The 17,977-nt window shown below is 60.5% G+C and carries 13 protein-coding genes; 5 read left to right on the top strand and 8 right to left on the bottom strand.

Translation table 11 applies throughout. From position 1 onward, the window contains the following. Positions 1-18 precede the first annotated feature (18 nt). Complete coding sequence (locus ACPYOI_RS16610; protein ID WP_481415221.1) at positions 19-1,512, top strand: esterase-like activity of phytase family protein; 1,494 nt, start codon at positions 19-21, stop codon at positions 1,510-1,512. 40 nt (positions 1,513-1,552) lie between these two features. On the opposite strand, the gene recG is transcribed toward ACPYOI_RS16610, so the two are convergent. Further along, on the bottom strand, positions 1,553-3,658 hold the full coding sequence (gene recG / locus ACPYOI_RS16605; RefSeq protein WP_481415287.1) for an ATP-dependent DNA helicase RecG: 2,106 nt from the start codon (positions 3,656-3,658) through the stop codon (positions 1,553-1,555). Between the two features lie 91 nt (positions 3,659-3,749). On the opposite strand from recG, the gene ACPYOI_RS16600 reads away from it, so the two are divergent. Next, positions 3,750-4,067: an FAD assembly factor SdhE gene (locus ACPYOI_RS16600; protein ID WP_168832731.1), complete on the top strand. Its 318-nt coding sequence runs from the start codon at positions 3,750-3,752 to the stop codon at positions 4,065-4,067. Beyond that, on the top strand, positions 4,064-7,573 hold the full coding sequence (mfd, locus tag ACPYOI_RS16595) for a transcription-repair coupling factor (RefSeq protein WP_481423074.1): 3,510 nt from the start codon (positions 4,064-4,066) through the stop codon (positions 7,571-7,573). Before ACPYOI_RS16600 ends, mfd begins: the two co-directional genes overlap by 4 nt. A 6-nt stretch (positions 7,574-7,579) precedes the next feature. Here the strand turns inward: mfd and ACPYOI_RS16590 are convergent, their stop codons facing one another. After that, the gene (locus ACPYOI_RS16590; protein ID WP_481415223.1) at positions 7,580-8,251 is read right to left on the bottom strand and encodes a DsbA family oxidoreductase; all 672 of its coding nucleotides are present in this window, start codon (positions 8,249-8,251) and stop codon (positions 7,580-7,582) included. A gap of 100 nt (positions 8,252-8,351) precedes the next feature. After that, the gene (locus tag ACPYOI_RS16585; RefSeq protein ID WP_481415288.1) at positions 8,352-10,154 is read right to left on the bottom strand and encodes an extracellular solute-binding protein; all 1,803 of its coding nucleotides are present in this window, start codon (positions 10,152-10,154) and stop codon (positions 8,352-8,354) included. A gap of 268 nt (positions 10,155-10,422) precedes the next feature. Here ACPYOI_RS16585 and ACPYOI_RS16580 point away from each other — a divergent pair, with 268 nt between their 5' ends. Next, the gene (locus tag ACPYOI_RS16580; protein ID WP_481415224.1) at positions 10,423-11,076 is read left to right on the top strand and encodes an invasion associated locus B family protein; all 654 of its coding nucleotides are present in this window, start codon (positions 10,423-10,425) and stop codon (positions 11,074-11,076) included. Positions 11,077-11,192: 116 nt separating this feature from the next. On the opposite strand, the gene hspQ is transcribed toward ACPYOI_RS16580, so the two are convergent. The 3 genes from hspQ to ACPYOI_RS16565 all read right to left on the bottom strand — a co-directional run bounded on the left by hspQ (position 11,193) and on the right by ACPYOI_RS16565 (position 13,472). Further along, entirely contained in the window at positions 11,193-11,522 is a 330-nt protein-coding gene (hspQ, locus tag ACPYOI_RS16575; protein ID WP_481415225.1) for a heat shock protein HspQ, read from the bottom strand. A 144-nt stretch (positions 11,523-11,666) separates the two neighbouring features. Then, positions 11,667-13,076: a type I glutamate--ammonia ligase gene (gene glnA, locus ACPYOI_RS16570; protein WP_481415226.1), complete on the bottom strand. Its 1,410-nt coding sequence runs from the start codon at positions 13,074-13,076 to the stop codon at positions 11,667-11,669. Between the two features lie 57 nt (positions 13,077-13,133). Further along, positions 13,134-13,472: a P-II family nitrogen regulator gene (locus ACPYOI_RS16565; protein WP_018900556.1), complete on the bottom strand. Its 339-nt coding sequence runs from the start codon at positions 13,470-13,472 to the stop codon at positions 13,134-13,136. 343 nt (positions 13,473-13,815) lie between these two features. Between ACPYOI_RS16565 and ACPYOI_RS16560 the strand changes: the two genes are divergently transcribed. After that, positions 13,816-15,291: an NAD(P)H-hydrate dehydratase gene (locus tag ACPYOI_RS16560; protein ID WP_481415227.1), complete on the top strand. Its 1,476-nt coding sequence runs from the start codon at positions 13,816-13,818 to the stop codon at positions 15,289-15,291. Here ACPYOI_RS16560 and ACPYOI_RS16555 read toward each other — a convergent pair whose 3' ends face one another. Both ACPYOI_RS16555 and uvrA read right to left on the bottom strand, forming a co-directional pair. Further along, the gene (locus ACPYOI_RS16555; RefSeq protein WP_481415228.1) at positions 15,292-16,098 is read right to left on the bottom strand and encodes a DUF72 domain-containing protein; all 807 of its coding nucleotides are present in this window, start codon (positions 16,096-16,098) and stop codon (positions 15,292-15,294) included. A 44-nt stretch (positions 16,099-16,142) separates the two neighbouring features. Continuing rightward, positions 16,143-17,977 (bottom strand): excinuclease ABC subunit UvrA (gene uvrA / locus ACPYOI_RS16550; RefSeq protein WP_481423073.1); only part of this gene is annotated, 1,835 nt, incomplete at its 5' end.

Raw genomic sequence — 17,977 nt, 5'->3', positions numbered from 1 at the left:
TCAAGAGGACATTGCCCCATGAAATATTCGCATTTTCCAAGGCTTCGGTTACTGGCCGCAGCCTTGATCGCATCCGCCGCCCTGACGCCGGTTGCCGCGCTTGCCGATAATTCTGTCACTGTCGGCGCCACGACTTTCGTCAATAAAGGTCTCGTCGGCATCGGCCGCATGCCGTCGAACCAGCGCGACAAGTTCGGGGAAACCTTTGGTTCCGGTTCCGGCATGTCGATCGACCAGTCGAGCTGGACGCGCGATGGCGACACCTACAAGGGCTCGCTGTGGCTGCTGCCCGACCGCGGTTACAATGCCGTTGGAACGACCGATTATCGCCCACGTCTGAATACGATCGACATTACGTTCACGCCGGTAGCGCCGGGCGCAACGCCTTCGGCCGGTAAGGAACAGTCCGGCGTTCAGGCTACGCTCGCCGATACGATGATGCTCGTGGACGACAAGGGTGCGGATACGACCGGCCTCGATCCGGAATCCGGCGTTCGCGCTGCCGCCGGTGACATGCCGCCGCTGCCTGAAGCGACGAACGGCAAGGTTGCCCTCGACAACGAAGCGATCATTCGTCTGCCGGACGGCTCCATGTTCATCAGCGACGAATACGGCCCTTATATCTACCGCTTCTCTGCCAATGGCCACCTGATGTCCGCGACGCAGCCCTCCAAGGCGCTGTTGCCGATGCGAAAGGGCACGCTGAGCTTTGCGTCGAACAACCCCGGTCCGGGTGCGGCTGCTCCCGATCCCAAGGACCCCGATACCGGCCGTCAGAATAACCAGGGCCTTGAGGGCATGGCGATGACACCGGACGGCAAGTATGTGATCGCCGTGCTGCAGTCGGCAGCCCGTCAGGATGGCGGTGATTCCGGCTCTACCCGCCAGAATACCCGCGCGATGATCTACGACGCCTCCGACCTTGCGCATCTGAAGATGGTGCACGAATATGTCGTGCCGCTGCCCGTCTTCAAGGATGCCAAGGGCAAGACGACCATTGCCGCGCAGAGTGAAATCGTCGCGCTCTCCGACACGAAATTCCTGATGCTGTCGCGCGACAGCGGCAACGGTTCGATGCTGAAGGGCGACACCTCGCTTTATCGCAATATCGGCATCGTCGATGTCTCGGCCGCGACCGACATTCTCGGAACCGATTTCGATGCTGCCAAGCCGGTCGCTCCGAAGGGCGTCGTGGATCCTTCGGTCAAGCCCGCAACGCTGACCCCTTTCATTGACATGAACGACAACACGCAGCTTGCCCGCTTCGGCCTGCACAACGGCGCACCGAACGACCGCAACAACCTGTCCGAAAAGTGGGAGGCGGTGTCGCTCGCAAGCGTCAAGGATCCGAACCTGCCGGACGACTACTTCCTCTTCGTGGTGAACGACAACGACTTCTTCACGCAGGATGGTTTCCAGGTCGGCGCAGCCTACAAGGCCGAAGGTGGTGCGGACGTCGACACCATGTTCCAGGTCTATCAGGTTACCCTCCCGGGACTGTCGGGCAAGTAACCTCTATCGAAACAAGCGGACGCGCATGTCGCGTCCGCACTCAGCCCGCACGCAGGAAGCGGATCGCCTCATCGCGCCGGAATAGATAGAGCAGCGTGCGGATCGCCGTGCCGCGTTCGCTTGTCAGGTCCGGGTCGCGCTCGATCAGATAGGCGGCGTCCTTGCGGGCGATCTCCAGAAGGTCGGCATGGGCCTCCAGGCTCGCGATCTGAAAGCCGGGGGTGCCGGACTGGCGGGTGCCGAGCACTTCGCCTTCGCCACGCAGCTTCAAGTCCTCCTCGGCGATCCTGAAGCCGTCCTCCGTCTCTCGCATGATCGAGAGCCGAGCGTGGCTGGTCTCCCCAAGCGGACCTTTGTAGAGCAGGATGCAGGTCGATGCCTCGTCGCCGCGGCCGACGCGTCCGCGAAGCTGGTGCAGCTGCGCCAGTCCGAAGCGTTCTGCGTGCTCGATCACCATGATCGTCGCGTCCGGCACGTCGACACCGACTTCGACGACGGTCGTCGCGACGAGCAGCCGCAGTTCGCCGTTCTTGAACGACATCATCACGGCATCCTTCTCCGGCCCGCTCATGCGGCCGTGGATGAGACCAATTCCTGGACCGAGAGCAGAGACAAGCGTGGAATGCCGCTCTTCGGCCGACATCAGGTCGAGTTCTTCGGACTCCTCGACCAGCGGGCAGATCCAGTAAGCCTTCTTGCCTTCGGCGAGAGCACTCTTCAGCCGCTGCACGATCTCGCCGGTTCGTTCGCTGGGAACCGTTATCGTCTGTATCGGTTTGCGGCCCGCGGGTTTCTCGGTGAGTTTCGAGACATCCATGTCGCCGAAGGCGGCAAGCACCAGCGTGCGCGGAATGGGGGTGGCGGTCATCACCAGCATATGCGGCGAGATGCCTTTCGCCGTCAGCCTCAGGCGCTGATGGACGCCGAAGCGATGTTGCTCGTCAACGACCGCCAGCATCAGGTTCTTGTAGTTGACGCTGTCCTGGAAGAGCGCATGCGTGCCGATGATGATCTGGGCCGCACCGGAGGCGATCCGCTCAAGAATGTCGTCGCGCTCGCGCCCCTTGGTTCGGCCGGTCAGCACCTCGATGCCGAGACCGGCAGAGGCCGCGAACTTGGAGATCGTCGCGTGGTGCTGCCGCGCAAGAATTTCAGTGGGAGCCATCAGCACGGCCTGGCCGCCGCTCTCGATCACGGCAGCCATTGCCATCAGCGCCACCAGAGTCTTGCCGGAGCCGACATCGCCCTGGAGAAGCCGCAGCATACGGTCTTCGCTAGCCATATCCTTTAGAACGTCGGCAACGGCCTCTGTCTGGCTGCGCGTTGGAGAAAAGGGCAGCGCATCCAGGATTTTCCGGCTGATCTCGCCGGTGGCATGGACCGGTTGCCCGGCGACCTTGCGAAGCCGCTGGCGCACCAGCGAGAGCGACAACTGACCGGCAAGAAACTCGTCATAAGCCAACCTTCGCCGAGTAGGGGCCTGCGGGTCGATGTCCGTGGGATCGCGCGGTTCGTGCAGCATATGAAAGCTGTCGGCGGTCGACGGCAATCCCTGCTTCTGTGTCAGCGAAAGGTCGGTCCATTCCGGCAATTGCGGTATCCGAGGCAACGCCGCCTCGATAATCTTGCGCAGGGTCTTCGGCGAGAGCCCGGCCGTCAGCGGGTAGATCGGCTCGACGAGCGGCAGGTTTTCCGCATCACTTGCCTTCACGATGTAATCCGGATGGACCATCGTTGCCCGGCCATTGAACCAGTCGATCTTGCCGCTGACGATGACCTCCTCGTCGATCGGGAGTTGTTTCTCCAGCCATCCCGCCTGACCGCGGAAGAAGACGAGCGACAATTCGCCCGTCTCGTCGTGAAGGAAGACGCGGTAGGGAATATTGCTCTTTCCCCGGGGAGGCGGCTGATGCCGGTCGACACGCGCCGTGATCGTCACAATCGCGCCTTGGGGGGCGCGGGCAATTCCCGGCTGGTTGCGCCGGTCGATCAACGAATGCGGCGCATGGAAGAGCAGATCGATGATCCGGGTATCCTCCGGCGCCTCGCGCCCGAGCAGCTTTACCAACAGCTCGGCGATCTTCGGGCCGACGCCCGGAAGAGCCGAAACGGGGGAAAACAGCGGATCGAGAATGGCCGGACGCATGCTGCAAAATGCGATGAACATTAGGGCATTGGCAAGGCTGACAAGCCGCTTTCGAGGGGCTATAGAGGCCCATCAACAGGAAGGTAATGCCATGACAGGTGTGACACTCTCGAGTGCCGGTCTCGATCCGCGCCGCCGACGGATACTCTTTCGCTGCTGGCATCGCGGGCTGCGCGAGATGGATCTGGTCTTCGGTCAGTTCGCCGAGGCCGAAATTGCCTCGCTTTCCGAGGCGGAGCTTGACGAGCTGGAAACCATCATGGGCGAGGAGGACAACGACCTTCTGCGTTGGGTCATGGGAACCTGGCCGGTGCCGGAGCGTTTCCAGACACCCATGTTCGAGCGCCTCGCCGCCTTCAAGCCGGATTTCCAATACCCGGCGGATACCGCATCCAGGAAACCGGAATGATCCCAGGATTTGATGCAAGTAAGCTCGCAGCCGCTGCCGAGCCGCTGACGATCGGCAATGTGCCGTCCGGCCTGGAACCGCTTCTGCTGGCGGAACTTGCACGCGCCGGCGAGCCTGTCGCCTACGTGCTGTCCGACGGGCAGCGCATGGCCGATCTGGAGCAGATGCTCGGCTTCGTCGCCCCCGATATCCCGGTCCTGACGCTGCCGGCATGGGACTGTCTGCCGTACGACCGCGTTTCTCCGAGCGCCGATACGTCCGCACGCCGCCTGGCGGCTCTGAGCGGCCTGATTGCGCACGGCAAGAAGCCGCATGCGGCAATCGTCCTCGTGACGGTCAATGCTATGCTGCAGAAAGTTGCGCCGCAGGATGTGATCGAAAGCCTGGGCTTTTCGGCCCGTCCCGGCAATCAGGTCCGCATGGACGACGTCGCCGGCCGGCTGGAGCGCAACGGCTTCGATCGCGTCGCGACGGTGCGCGAAGTCGGTGAATACGCGGTGCGCGGCGGCATTCTCGATGTTTTCGTCCCGGGCGCGGAAGAGCCCGTTCGTCTCGACTTCTTCGGGGATACGCTCGAAAGCATCCGCAGCTTCGATCCGGCAAGCCAGCGCACGACGGGGCAGGTGCGCTCCCTCGACCTCAACCCGATGAGCGAGGTGACGCTGACGCCCGACACGATCAGCCGCTTCCGCAAGAACTATCTGTCGGCTTTTGGTGCCGCGACGCGTGATGATGCGCTCTATCTCGCCGTCTCCGAGGGCCGTCGTTATCCCGGCATGGAGCACTGGCTGCCGCTCTTTTACGAAAAGCTCGAGACAGTCTTCGACTATCTGAAGGGTTTTCGCCTGGTGACGGATCACACCGTCCGCGAGGCGGCGGAAGAGCGCTCCAAACTCGTTCTCGACTATTATGATGCGCGCCTGAATGCCGGCCAGCAGGCAAAGGGTCAGATGGCGCAGGGGACACCCTACAAGCCGATCACGCCCGGCCAGCTCTATCTCGACGGCAAGAGCTTCGCGCAAACGCTGGATGCGTTCAATGCCATGCGGATTTCGCCCTTCAACGAGCACGAGGGCGAGGCACGACGCGTCGTCAATGTCGATGCGCGTCAGGGAGAGCGCTGGGCGCGTACGAGTGCCGAAAGCGGCGACCGCAACGCTGAGCGCGTCAACATCTTCGACGTTGTCGTCAAGCACATAGCCGACAAGCGGGCAAGCGGCGCGAAGGTTCTCATCACCGCCTGGACGGAAGGCTCGCTTGAACGCCTGCTGCAGGTCCTGAATGAACATGGTCTGGAACGCGTCAAGACAGTCGACACCCTGAAGGCCGTCGACTCGCTGGATAGAGGCGAGGCGGCTGCGGCAGTGCTCAATCTCGAGTCCGGCTTTGAGGCCGGTAACCTCATCGTCATCGGCGAGCAGGACATTCTCGGCGACCGCATGGTTCGCCGTACGAAGCGCCGCAAACGCGCCGCCGACTTCATTTCGGAAGTTGCCGGGCTCGACGAAGGCTCGATCGTCGTGCACGCCGAACACGGCATCGGCCGCTTCGTCGGTCTGCGGACAATCGAGGCGGCCGGCGCCCCGCGCGCCTGTCTCGAGCTGCAATATGCCGACGACGCGAAGCTCTTCCTGCCGGTCGAAAACATCGATCTCCTTTCACGCTATGGCGGCGAGAGCACCGAAGTCCAGCTCGACAAGTTGGGCGGCGGCGCATGGCAAATGCGCAAGGCAAAGCTCAAGAAGCGCCTCCTCGACATGGCGGACGCGCTGATCCGCATCGCCGCCGAGCGCCTGACGCGCCATGCACCCGTCCTGACAACGCCGGAAGGGCTTTACGACGAGTTTGCGGCACGCTTCCCCTATGACGAGACGGAAGATCAGGACAACGCCATCGAGACGGTGCGCGGGGATCTTGCTGCCGGCCGTCCCATGGATCGCCTTGTCTGTGGTGACGTCGGTTTCGGCAAGACGGAAGTGGCGCTTCGCGCCGCCTTCGTCGCAGCGATGAACGGCATTCAGGTTGCCGTCGTCGTGCCAACGACGCTGCTTGCCCGCCAACACTTCAAGACTTTTTCGGAGCGCTTCCGCGGCCTGCCTGTACGTTTGCAGCAGGCTTCCCGCCTTGTCGGCTCGAAGGAACTTGCGCTTACGAAGAAGGAAGTCGCCGAAGGCAAGACGGACATCGTCGTCGGTACGCATGCGCTGCTCGGCGCTGGTATCAAATTCGCCAATCTCGGCCTGCTGATCATCGACGAGGAGCAGCATTTCGGCGTCAAGCACAAGGAGCGCCTGAAGGAGCTGAAGAGCGACGTGCACGTCCTGACGCTGTCCGCCACGCCGATCCCCCGCACGCTGCAACTGGCGATGACCGGTGTCCGCGAACTCTCGCTGATCACAACGCCGCCAGTCGACCGCATGGCGGTACGCACCTTCATTTCTCCGTTCGACAGCCTCGTTATTCGCGAAACGCTGATGCGCGAGCATTATCGCGGCGGCCAGAGCTTCTACGTCTGCCCGCGCCTCGCCGATCTCGAAGACGTCCACGCCTTCCTGCGCTCGGATCTCCCCGAGCTGAAGGTGGCGGTCGCCCACGGCCAGATGCCGGCTGGCGAACTAGAAGACGTGATGAATGCCTTCTACGAGGGACGCTACGATGTGCTGCTTTCGACGACGATCGTCGAATCCGGGCTCGATGTTCCCACCGCCAATACGTTGATCGTCCACCGCGCCGATATGTTCGGTCTGGCGCAGCTCTATCAGCTCCGCGGCCGCGTCGGCCGCTCGAAGGTTCGCGCCTTCGCGCTCTTCACACTGCCGGTCAACAAGGTGCTGACGCCGACTGCGGAGCGCCGCCTCAAGGTGTTGCAGTCGCTGGACACGCTCGGTGCCGGCTTCCAGCTCGCAAGCCACGACCTGGATATCCGTGGCGCCGGCAACCTGCTCGGCGAGGAACAGTCCGGCCACATCAAGGAAGTCGGCTTCGAGCTTTACCAGCAGATGCTGGAAGAGGCAGTCGCTGAAGTGAAGGGTGTCGACGAGATACATGACACCGGCTGGTCACCGCAGATTTCCGTCGGCACGCCCGTCATGATCCCGGACGGCTATGTGCCGGACCTGCATTTGCGGATGGCGCTTTACCGCCGCCTGGGCGAGATCACCGAACTCAAGGAGATCGATTCCTTCGGCGCCGAGATGATCGACCGGTTCGGTCCGATGCCGATCGAGGTGCAGCATCTCTTAAAGATCGTCTACATCAAGTCGCTTTGCCGCGTGGCCAATGTCGAAAAGCTCGATGCCGGTCCGAAGGGCGTGGTCATTCAGTTCCGTAACAAGGAATTCCCGAACCCGGCAAACCTGGTTGGCTATATCGCCAAGCAGGGAACGATGGCGAAGATACGCCCCGACCACAGCCTGTTTCTGAACCGCGACTTGCCGGCGCCGGAAAAACGGCTGCAGGCTGCAGCCGTCATCATGACGCAACTGGCCGAAATGGCCAAGCCGTAGGGCAGGTCAATTCAATCCGGCGCGCGCTTCGGCCTTCGCCTTGGCGATGTCGCGGAGCGCGCCGGCCAGCACGTCCGGCGTCTGCGCGCCGCTGACGGCATATTGCTGGTCGAAGATGAAGAACGGCACGCCATTCACGCCCATCTTCTGCGCGGCGTCGATTTCGGCGATTACCAAGTCCCGGTCCGCGTCGGAGGCAAGCAGCGAGGCGATCACGGCACGGTCGAGACCGGCTTTCTCGGCAATGTCGAGCAATACTGCATGATCGCCGACATTGCGGCCTTCCTCGAAATTCGCCTTGAATAGCGCAGTGACGACGCTGTCCGCTCTGTCGCGATCTTCGATCATCGCCCATTGGATCAACCGGTGCGCATCGAGCGTGTTGGGGCCAATCTTGATCGCCTGGAAATCGAAATTTATACCCACTTCGCGACCGAGATCGGTAAGCGTCTTATGCGCTTGCGCGACACGCTCCGCGCCGCCGAGCTTCTGCTCCAGCATTGTCTTTTGATCGACGCCTTCCGGCGGATAGTCGGGGTTCAGCCGGTAGGGGCGCCAGTTGATGTCGACGCCGATTTCGTCCTGCACTTCCGCGATCGCAAGCTCCAGCCGCGCCTTGCCCAGATAACACCATGGGCAGACGACGTCCGATACGACGTCGATGGTGATACGTTCCATGGTGGTTTCCTTTCATTATTCCGGGGGTCTTTCCAAGCCATCTATGCCCTGACAGGCCAGACTTCAACCAGGCAGGAAAAAGGAACCACTTCCGGCAGACTTATTGGACGCTCTGATCCCACCAAACAGGAAGCTGATAGCCGTAAAGCGGCGCGCCATCCGGACGGCCGATCCGCTTGTTGCGCGCAATCCATTGCTGGTCGAGATGGTAGAGAGGCAACACGTAATGCCCAGAAAGCAATAAACGGTCATGCGAACGGACAGCGGCCGTGAAGTCCTCGTCGGAGCGGGCGGTGAGAATATGCCTGATCAGCGCATCGACATCAGGGTCGGTAACGCCGGCAAAATTTGAACTCCCCTGGCGGTCGCGCGCAGCCGACGACCAGTAGGAGAGCTGCTCATTTCCGGGCGAGAGCGACGACGGATAAGATTTTAGAATAACATCATAGTCGAAACTATTGGTTCTGCTTTGATATTGCGAATCGTCCACCGTGCGGATCGAGGCAGCAATGCCCAAAGCGTGAAGCGAACGCTGATAGGCGATGGCAAGTTTTTCCTGGTCGGTGTTCTGCGTCATGATCTCGAAAGCCAGCAGTTTTCCGTTGGCATCCACCATCTTGCCGTTTTTGATCGAATAGCCGCCTTCCTTCAGCGTCTGCAGCGCTTGCTTCAGCACATTGCGGTCGCGCCCGGAGCCATCGCTTAGGGGAAGCTTGTACGTGCCGTCGAGAATGGCCGGATCAATCTTCTCTTTGATCGGGCCTAGCATTTGGATCTCGCGGGCATCGGCCGGAACGCCGAAGCTCGAAAGCGCCGAATTCTGCCAGAAGCTCTGCGTGCGCTTGTAGGCGTTGGAATAGAGCGTCCTGTTCGCCCACTCGAAGTCGAAGATCAGCGAGAGCCCTTCGCGAACTTTGGCATTGGCGAATACCGGGCGCCGTGTGTTGAAGACAAACCCGAACATGCCGCTTGGCAGCTTCGGCTGGAACGTATCCTTGATTACAGTGCCGGAGGAAACTGCCGGGAAGTCATAGGCTGTCGCCCAATGCCCGGGACTCCCGTCGGAATAGACGTCGATGTCGCCCTTCTTGAATGCCTCGAAAAGGGTGGTGTCCTGCAGAAAATACTGGACGGTGATCTGGTCGTAGTTGTCCATGCCGACCTTGGAGGGGATATCCTTGCCCCAGTAGTTCGGATCACGTTCGTAGGTGATGCTTTCGCCGGGCTTCACCGTTTTGATCTTGTAGGGCCCGGAGCCGACCGGTGGCACGAGAGTGGTACGGTCGAAGGTTTCCGGATCGATGGCGTGTTTCGGCAGCACCGGCATCAGCCCGAAGACCATCGGCGTTTCGCGGTCCGCCTTGTCGTTGAAGGTGAAGCGCACGCTATGCTCGCCGATCTTCTCCATTTTCGAGACGAGGCTCAGGCGGCTCGCAAAGGGCACGCGTCCCTTGTCGCGCAGCAGCTCGAAGGAGAACATGACGTCCTCAGGCGTCACCGGCTGCCCATCGGACCACTTGGCCTTCGGATTGAGATTGAACTGAACGAACGTGCGGTCTTCATCCCATTCGACCGTCTCGGCAAGCAGCCCATAGAGCGTAAACGGTTCGTCCCGGGAACGCTGCATCAGCGATTCATAGACGAGATTGCCGTATTCCGGATCCCACATGCCGCGCGCCGTGGTTCGCATGCTTTTCAGGATGAACGGATTGAGATTGTCGAAAGTGCCGACGACGCCGTAGGTGATCTTGCCGCCTTTCTTCACGTCCGGATTGACGTAGGAGAAATGCTTGTAGTCAGAGGGCAGGGCGGGTTGGCCATGCATAGCGATGCCGTGCAGCGGGGCCGCAGCAACGGCGCCGCAAAAAAGCGTAAAGGCTATGGGGAGAATGACCCGGAGCATGCTCACAATCCTTTCCGGCAAGGCACGATTCGGCCGAAGACTAGCATGCGCGGCGGAAAATCGAACGTTCACAAGGCGGAATCTTTCGGCCACCCCGAAATTGCCAAAGAAATACTGGATATCTGGATCGCCCCAATGTAACAGGTGTTTCGAAGTTCTGGGGTCATGCATTTGCCTTAATGTTTTAAGAGGTGGAATGCCGAATAGCCCCGGATGGAGAGGACGGCGCATCGCGGTCCCTAATGGGTATCAGGAGACGGAATCCGTTATGTTGTTCAAATCAGATAAAAAAATGCGGGCAGCCCTGTCCGTTCTGGCACTCGCTTTCGGTGCGGCTTCGGCCCCGGTATCCTCCTTCGCACAGGACGCTTCAGCAGACGCACCGGCTCAGGCTGCCGGCGCACCGCGCCTTGGCTGGTACAAGACCTGCAGCAAGCAGGCTGACAACGATGTCTGCGTCGTTCAGAACCTGATCCTCGCCAATGGCGGCCAGCTCGTCACGGCCGTCGGCCTCATCACGATTTCGGGCAAGATCAACCGCAAGCTTCTGCAGGTATCCGTGCCGAGCGCCCGGCTGATCCCTCCGGGCATCATGATGCAGGTCGACAATAACAAGGGCCAGAAGCTCGACTACGCTGTTTGCCTGCCGGACAAGTGCACCGCCGAGGTCCCGCTGACGGATGCCATGATCGCAGGCCTGAAGAAGGGTAGCGACGTGATCTTCACGTCGATCAATTTCCGCCGCGCGCCGAACCCGATCAAGATTTCCCTCGAAGGCTTTACCGGCGCCTTTGATGGCGAAGCTGTTTCTCCGAACAAGCTTGCCGAAAGCCAGAAGAGCCTGCAGGACAGCATGCAGAAAAAGGCCGAGGAAGCCCGCAAGAAGCTGGAAGATGCGCAGAACGCCGCCAAGGCGCAGTAATCTGCCAGCGGCGAAAGAAAGAACAAAAACCCGGCCCTGCGCCGGGTTTTTTTGTTGCCGGAAAACAAAAACCCCGCCGGGAGGAGGCGGGGTTTTAAGTCATGACCGATAGCGTCTTAGTGGGCGAAGCTCATCTTGGGCTTGAACTGGCCGGACGGCGCTTGATCGAAAATCTGATAGACCTGCTGATTGCGAAGCGGCAGGCCGCTTTCATCATTCACCAGGTTCTGCTCTGAGACGTAAGCGACATACTCGTTTTCGTCATTTTCCGCGAGCAGATGGTAAAAGGGTTGGTCCTTACTGGGGCGAACTTCGGCAGGGATTGAGTTCCACCATTCTTCCGTATTCGCAAACTCCGGATCGACGTCGAAGATGACGCCGCGAAACGGAAAAACTTTGTGCCGGACCACTTCACCGATACTGAACTTTGCTACTTTTGTTTTCATGGTACGACTTCCTTTCATCACCAGATTTGGTGATTGGGCCTGCACAAATCAAGTTTTTTGCAGGCTTTCGTCACATGAGTGTCACATCACCGGCAGTGACGAGAGAGGAAAGCTCCGCCGGCGACGGAGCTTTCTACTTGGAGATCAAGCCGAATAGTACATGTCGTATTCGACCGGATGCGGGGTCATCTCGAAGCGCATCACCTCCGCCATCTTCAACTCGATGAAGGAGTCGATCTGGTCGTCGTCGAACACGCCGCCCGCCGTCAGGAACTTGCGATCCTTGTCGAGGCTTTCGAGCGCCTCGCGCAGCGAGCCGCAGACCGTTGGAATCTTCTTCAGTTCCTTCGGCGGCAGATCGTAGAGATCCTTGTCCATGGCTTTGCCCGGATGGATCTTGTTCTTGATGCCGTCGAGGCCGGCCATCAGCATGGCGGCGAAGGCGAGATACGGGTTTGCCGTCGGATCCGGGAAGCGGACTTCGACGCGCTTTGCCTTCGGATTGGAGCCGAACGGAATGCGGCAGGAAGCCGAGCGGTTGCGGGCGGAATAGGCCAGGAGCACCGGTGCTTCGTAACCCGGGACGAGACGCTTGTAGGAATTCGTCGACGGATTGGTGAAGGCGTTGATCGCCTTGGCATGCTTGATGATGCCGCCGATGTAATACAGGCAGCTTTCGGAAAGGCCTGCATATTCGTCGCCGGCGAAAGTCGGCTTGCCGCCCTTCCAGATCGACTGGTGCACATGCATGCCAGAACCGTTGTCGCCGAAGATAGGCTTCGGCATGAAGGTTGCCGTCTTGCCGTAGGCATTGGCGACCTGGTGCACGACGTATTTGTAGATCTGCATCTTGTCGGCGTTGCGGACGAGCGTGTCGAACTTGATGCCGAGTTCGTGCTGGGCAGCGGCCACCTCGTGATGATGCTTTTCGACGGTGACACCCATTTCGCCAAGTACGGTCAACATTTCAGAGCGCATGTCCTGCGCGCTGTCGACCGGCGGGACCGGGAAATAGCCGCCCTTGATGCGCGGACGGTGGCCGAGGTTTCCGGTCTCGTAATCGGTGTCGTCGTTCGACGGCAGTTCGCTGCTGTCGAGTTTGAAGCCGGTATTGTAAGGGTCGGCCTTGTATTTGACGTCGTCGAAGACGAAGAATTCGGCTTCCGGACCAACGAAGATGGTGTCGCCGATGCCGGATGCCTTGAGATAGGCTTCAGCTTTCTTGGCGGTGCCGCGCGGATCGCGGTTATAGGCTTCGCCCGAAACCGGATCCAGAATATCGCAGACGATGACCATGGTAGACTGCGCGAAGAAAGGGTCCATGTGAACCGTTTCCGTATCCGGCATCAGCACCATGTCGGACTCATTGATGGCCTTCCAGCCGCCGATCGAGGAACCGTCGAACATGACCCCGTCGGCGAACATGTCTTCATCGACACAGGAAACGTCCATTGTGACGTGCTGCAGCTTGCCCTTGGGGTCGGTAAAGCGCAGATCAACGAACTTTACGTCGTTTTCCTTGATCTGCTTGAGAATTTCGTTCGCGGTCGCCATAGAATCTCCCTTTCAATTTATAACGTGATACTCAATCTTGAAGCCGAGCCGGCCAGCTCAGATAGCGTCGACGCCGGTTTCCCCTGTGCGGATACGAATGACTTCTTCGATGTTGGATACGAAGATCTTTCCGTCTCCAATCCGGCCGGTCTGCGCTGCCTTGCGGATAGCGTCGATAACAGCTTCCGCGTTCTCGTCGGCAAGCACGACTTCGACCTTCACCTTTGGCAAAAAGTCGACGACATATTCGGCGCCGCGGTAAAGTTCCGTATGGCCTTTCTGGCGACCGAAGCCCTTCGCTTCTGTGACAGTGATGCCTTGCAGGCCGACTTCCTGAAGGGCTTCCTTCACTTCGTCGAGCTTGAAAGGCTTAATGATCGCTTCGATCTTTTTCATGAGAAAATGACTCTCCGCTTCTCCCGTTAACGCGGGCAAATTGCCGCTCGAAAACCATGATGCAGGTATCATGCCAGTCGCAGCGCCGGAGAACCAGAAAATGCGCCAATTATCCCCAGATTCGCGGATCCAAGGGTATTTCCAAGGAATTTTCGAACAAAAATTGATGAGAATGGCCCTGGAAAATGCAAAAACGGCGCAGAATCCGAAAAAAATCGGGATGAGCCGGGCTGTGGCTCGCGCGCCTTCGGTGAGTAATAAATATGCAAATGGCGTATTTTTATGCATTTGTTTGACCGCAAATGCGGTTGTTTTTTAGGCGTTTTTTGAATTGAATGAGCACATGGCTGAACAACTGAGTGATCTCCTTCTTACCCCTGCAGAGATGGCGGCCGCGGATGCCGCTGCGGCTCAATCGGGAATTTCCTCCTTCGGGCTGATGGCGACGGCGGGCGCCGCAGTGGCTGCTGCCGCTTTGCGACTCTACCCGGGCGCCCAGCGCTTCGCCGTCCTCTGCGGCCCGGGCAACAATGGTGGAGACGGCTATGTGGCGGCACGCTTTCTTGCCGAGAGCGGTGCAGCGACCACCGTCTTTCATCTGGGTGACCTCGCGAGGCTTCAGGGCGATGCCGAGCGCGCAAAGGCCGAATGCCCGCTCACGCCGCAGCCGCTTGACACTTATGAGCCGAGGCAGGGGGATGTCGTCATCGATGCGATTTTCGGGGCAGGGCTCGGAAGGGATATGCCGCCAGAGGTGCGATCCGTGATCGAACGGGTGATGGATGCCGCGGTCCCGGTCCTTTCCGTCGACCTGCCATCCGGTGTCGATGGCCGCAGTGGCGAGGTCCTGGGGGCGGCGTTCAAGGCGGATCACACAGTCACGTTCATGACACGCAAACCGGGCCACCTGCTGATGCCGGGCAGAGAGCGTTGCGGAAACATCGAAGTCATCGGCATCGGCATTCCGGGCCGTATCATCAAGGCTTGTTCCTCAGGGATGGTCGGCGAGAACGCTCCGGCCAGATGGAAGCACCTTCTGCCCGCGGGGAAACTGGAGACGCACAAATACAAACGAGGACACCTTGCCGTTTTCTCGGGCGGAGCGGGGAAGACCGGCGCGGCGCGGATGACGGCGATGGCTGGACTGAGAGGGGGAGCAGGTCTCGTGACCATTGCCTCGCCGGCGGAGGCGGCGGCCGAAAACAGTGCCCACCTGACAGCCATCATGCTGCGTATCATCGACAACGAGACCGCGCTGCGCGACTGGCTGGGCGATGAGCGCTTGCAGACCTTCGTGCTCGGGCCGGGTTTCGGTATCGGCGCAAAGGCAAGAGCCTTCGTCGCCGCATTGCGCGATCGCCATCTGGTGCTCGACGCAGACGGCATCACCTCATTCAAAGAGAGCCCGCAAGAGCCTTTCGATCTCTTCGCCGAAGGCGAACCGCATCTCGTTCTGACGCCGCATGAAGGCGAATTCGCGCGCCTCTTTCCGGATATCGCCGCGGACAAGAAGCTCAGCAAGATCGACAGGGCGCAGGCGGCGGCAAAGCGGGCCAATGCCGCGATCGTCTATAAGGGCGCTGATACCGTCATTGCTTCGCCGGACGGCAGGGCACTGATCAATACGAACGCGCCCATCTGGCTCGCAACGGCAGGCTCAGGCGATGTTCTTGCCGGCATCATCGGCGCGTATCTGGCGCAGGGTCTGCCCGCGTTCGAGGCGGCCGCAGCCGGTGTCTATCTCCACGGTGAAGCTGCACAGCGCGCCGGCAAAGGTTTGACCGCCGAAGATCTCGTCGCCCATGTCCTGCCGTTCTGACTACTTGCCGACTTCTTCCTGAAGAGCGATCGCCCCGAACGGCGCGTTGACCTTGCCCTCGTGGATCATAAAGGCAAAGACATCCCGCGGTTCGCTCTTGACCTTTCGGTCTTTGTCGATCAACGGCAGATCGTCCGGCACCTTGCCTTCGGCCCAAGTCTCGAGCCTTTTGGCCCATGCCTTCAGGTCCTTGGGAGGATAGCAGGTCTTGATCTCGTCCGAGCCCTTTTGCAGCCGGGCGTAGACGAAATCAGCCGTCACGTCGGCGATCATCGGATAGTCGAAATGCTCGGCCACGACCGGCGCGACGCCGTATTTCGCCAGCAGAGCGACGAATTCCGGCACCTTGAAGGAGTCGTGCCGCACCTCGACGACGTGCCGCAACGGCAGGCCGTCCTGTTTGTCCGGCAAAAGCTTTAGGAAAGCTTCGAAATCCTCGGCATCGAACTTCTTGGTCGGAGCGAACTGCCAGAGGATCGGCCCCAGCCGGTCACCGAGCTCCGTCAGCCCCTGCGTCAGGAAACGCTCCATCGATTCGCCTGCTTCGCCAAGGACGCGCCTGTTGGTCACGAACCGGCTGGCCTTCAGCGAAAAGATGAACCCGTCCGGCACGTCGGCCGCCCATTTCGCGAAGGTCTCGGGCTTCTGCGAGCTGTAATACGTGCCGTTGACCTCGATGACCTTCAACTTGCGGCTGGCGTAGTTGAGCTCGTCCTTCTGCCTGAGGTCGGCAGGAAAGAAATGCCCACGCCAGGGCTCGAAGGTCCAGCCGCCAATGCCGACCCGGATCGTACCGGAGTTGCTCATCTATGTCCCCCACTGCGCCGTGGCGCGTCTTGTTTCCCGAACGGCTACTCCGCCGCCACTACAGTCTTCTTCACCGGCCGGCGTTCCAGCAGTTCCCTCAGGAACTGGCCGGTATAGGACCGGGGCTCCTTGACGATCGCCTCCGGCGTGCCGGACGCGACGATCTCGCCGCCACCATCACCGCCCTCCGGGCCGAAATCGAGCACCCAGTCGGCCGTCTTGATGACTTCGAGATTATGCTCGATCACCACGACGGAATTGCCTTGATTGACCAGCTCGTGCAGCATTTCGAGGAGTTTCGCGACATCGTGGAAGTGCAGCCCGGTCGTCGGCTCATCCAGGATATAGAGCGTGCGGCCCGTCGAGCGTTTCGAAAGCTCCTTGGCGAGCTTGACGCGCTGTGCCTCGCCGCCCGAGAGCGTATTCGCCTGCTGGCCGACCTTGATATAGCCGAGGCCGACGTCCTTGAGCGACTGCAGCTTGTCGCGCACGGCAGGTACCGCGGCGAAGAACTCGACACCTTCCTCCACCGTCATGTCGAGCACGTCGGCAATGGACTTGTGCTTGAACGTGACTTCCAGCGTTTCGCGATTGTAGCGCTTGCCGTGGCAAACGTCGCAGGTCACGTAAACGTCCGGCAGGAAGTGCATCTCGATCTTGATGACGCCGTCGCCCTGGCAGGCCTCACAGCGTCCGCCCTTGACGTTGAACGAGAACCGGCCCGGCTGATACCCGCGCGCCTTCGCCTCGGGCAGGCCGGAGAACCAGTCACGGATCGGCGTGAAGGCACCGGTGTATGTCGCCGGGTTCGAGCGCGGCGTGCGGCCGATCGGCGACTGGTCGATATCGATCACCTTGTCGATATGCTCGAAGCCGTCAATCCGGTCGTGATCGGCCGGGATTTCGCGGGCGCCCATGACACGGCGCGCCGCTGACTTATACAGTGTCTCGACCAGGAAAGTCGACTTGCCGCCACCCGAAACGCCGGTGACGGCGGTGAAAACGCCGAGCGGAATGGATGCGGTGACGTTTTTCAAATTGTTGCCGCGGGCGCCGATGACCTTGATCTCGCGGCCCTTCTTCGGCTTGCGGCGCTCGTCGGGCACGGGCACGCCGAGTTCGCCCGAGAGATACTTCCCGGTCAGCGACTTGGGGTTCGCCATGATGTCCTGCGGCGTGCCATGCGCGACGATCTGGCCGCCGTGCACTCCGGCCGCCGGACCGATGTCGACCACGTCGTCGGCCGTCAGGATGGCATCCTCGTCGTGCTCGACGACGATCACCGTGTTGCCGATGTCGCGCAGATGTTTCAGCGTCTCGAGCAGACGGGCGTTGTCGCGCTGATGCAGGCCGATGGACGGCTCGTCGAGAACATAAAGCACGCCGGTCAGGCCCGAGCCAATCTGGGAGGCGAGGCGGATGCGCTGGCTTTCACCGCCAGATAGCGTGCCGGAATTGCGCGACAGACTGAGATAGTCGAGGCCGACGTCATTCAGGAAGCGCAGGCGCTCCCGGATTTCCTTCAGAATGCGGACGGCAATCTCGTTCTGCTTGGCCGAGAAAACGGCGGGCAGCGTCTCGAACCAATCGCGGGCCTTGCGGATCGACATCTCGGTGACCTGGCCGATATGCAGCTTGTTGATCTTGACCGCCAGCGCCTCCGGCTTCAGGCGGAAACCGTTGCAGGCCGGGCAGGGGGCTGCCGACATGAAGCGCTCGATCTCTTCCCGCGCCCAGGCGGAATCCGTCTCCTTCCAGCGGCGTTCCAGATTAGTGACGATGCCTTCGAAGCTCTTGTGCGTGGTATAGGATCGCGCGCCGTCGGCATAATGGAACTCGATCTTCTCGTCCGTTCCGTTCAGAATGACGTCCTGAGCCT

This window comes from Rhizobium sp. SVR5-2C, from assembly GCF_056755115.1.
The sequence above is the reverse complement of the archived record's forward strand: the minus strand, read 5'-3'. Positions and strand labels throughout refer to the sequence as shown.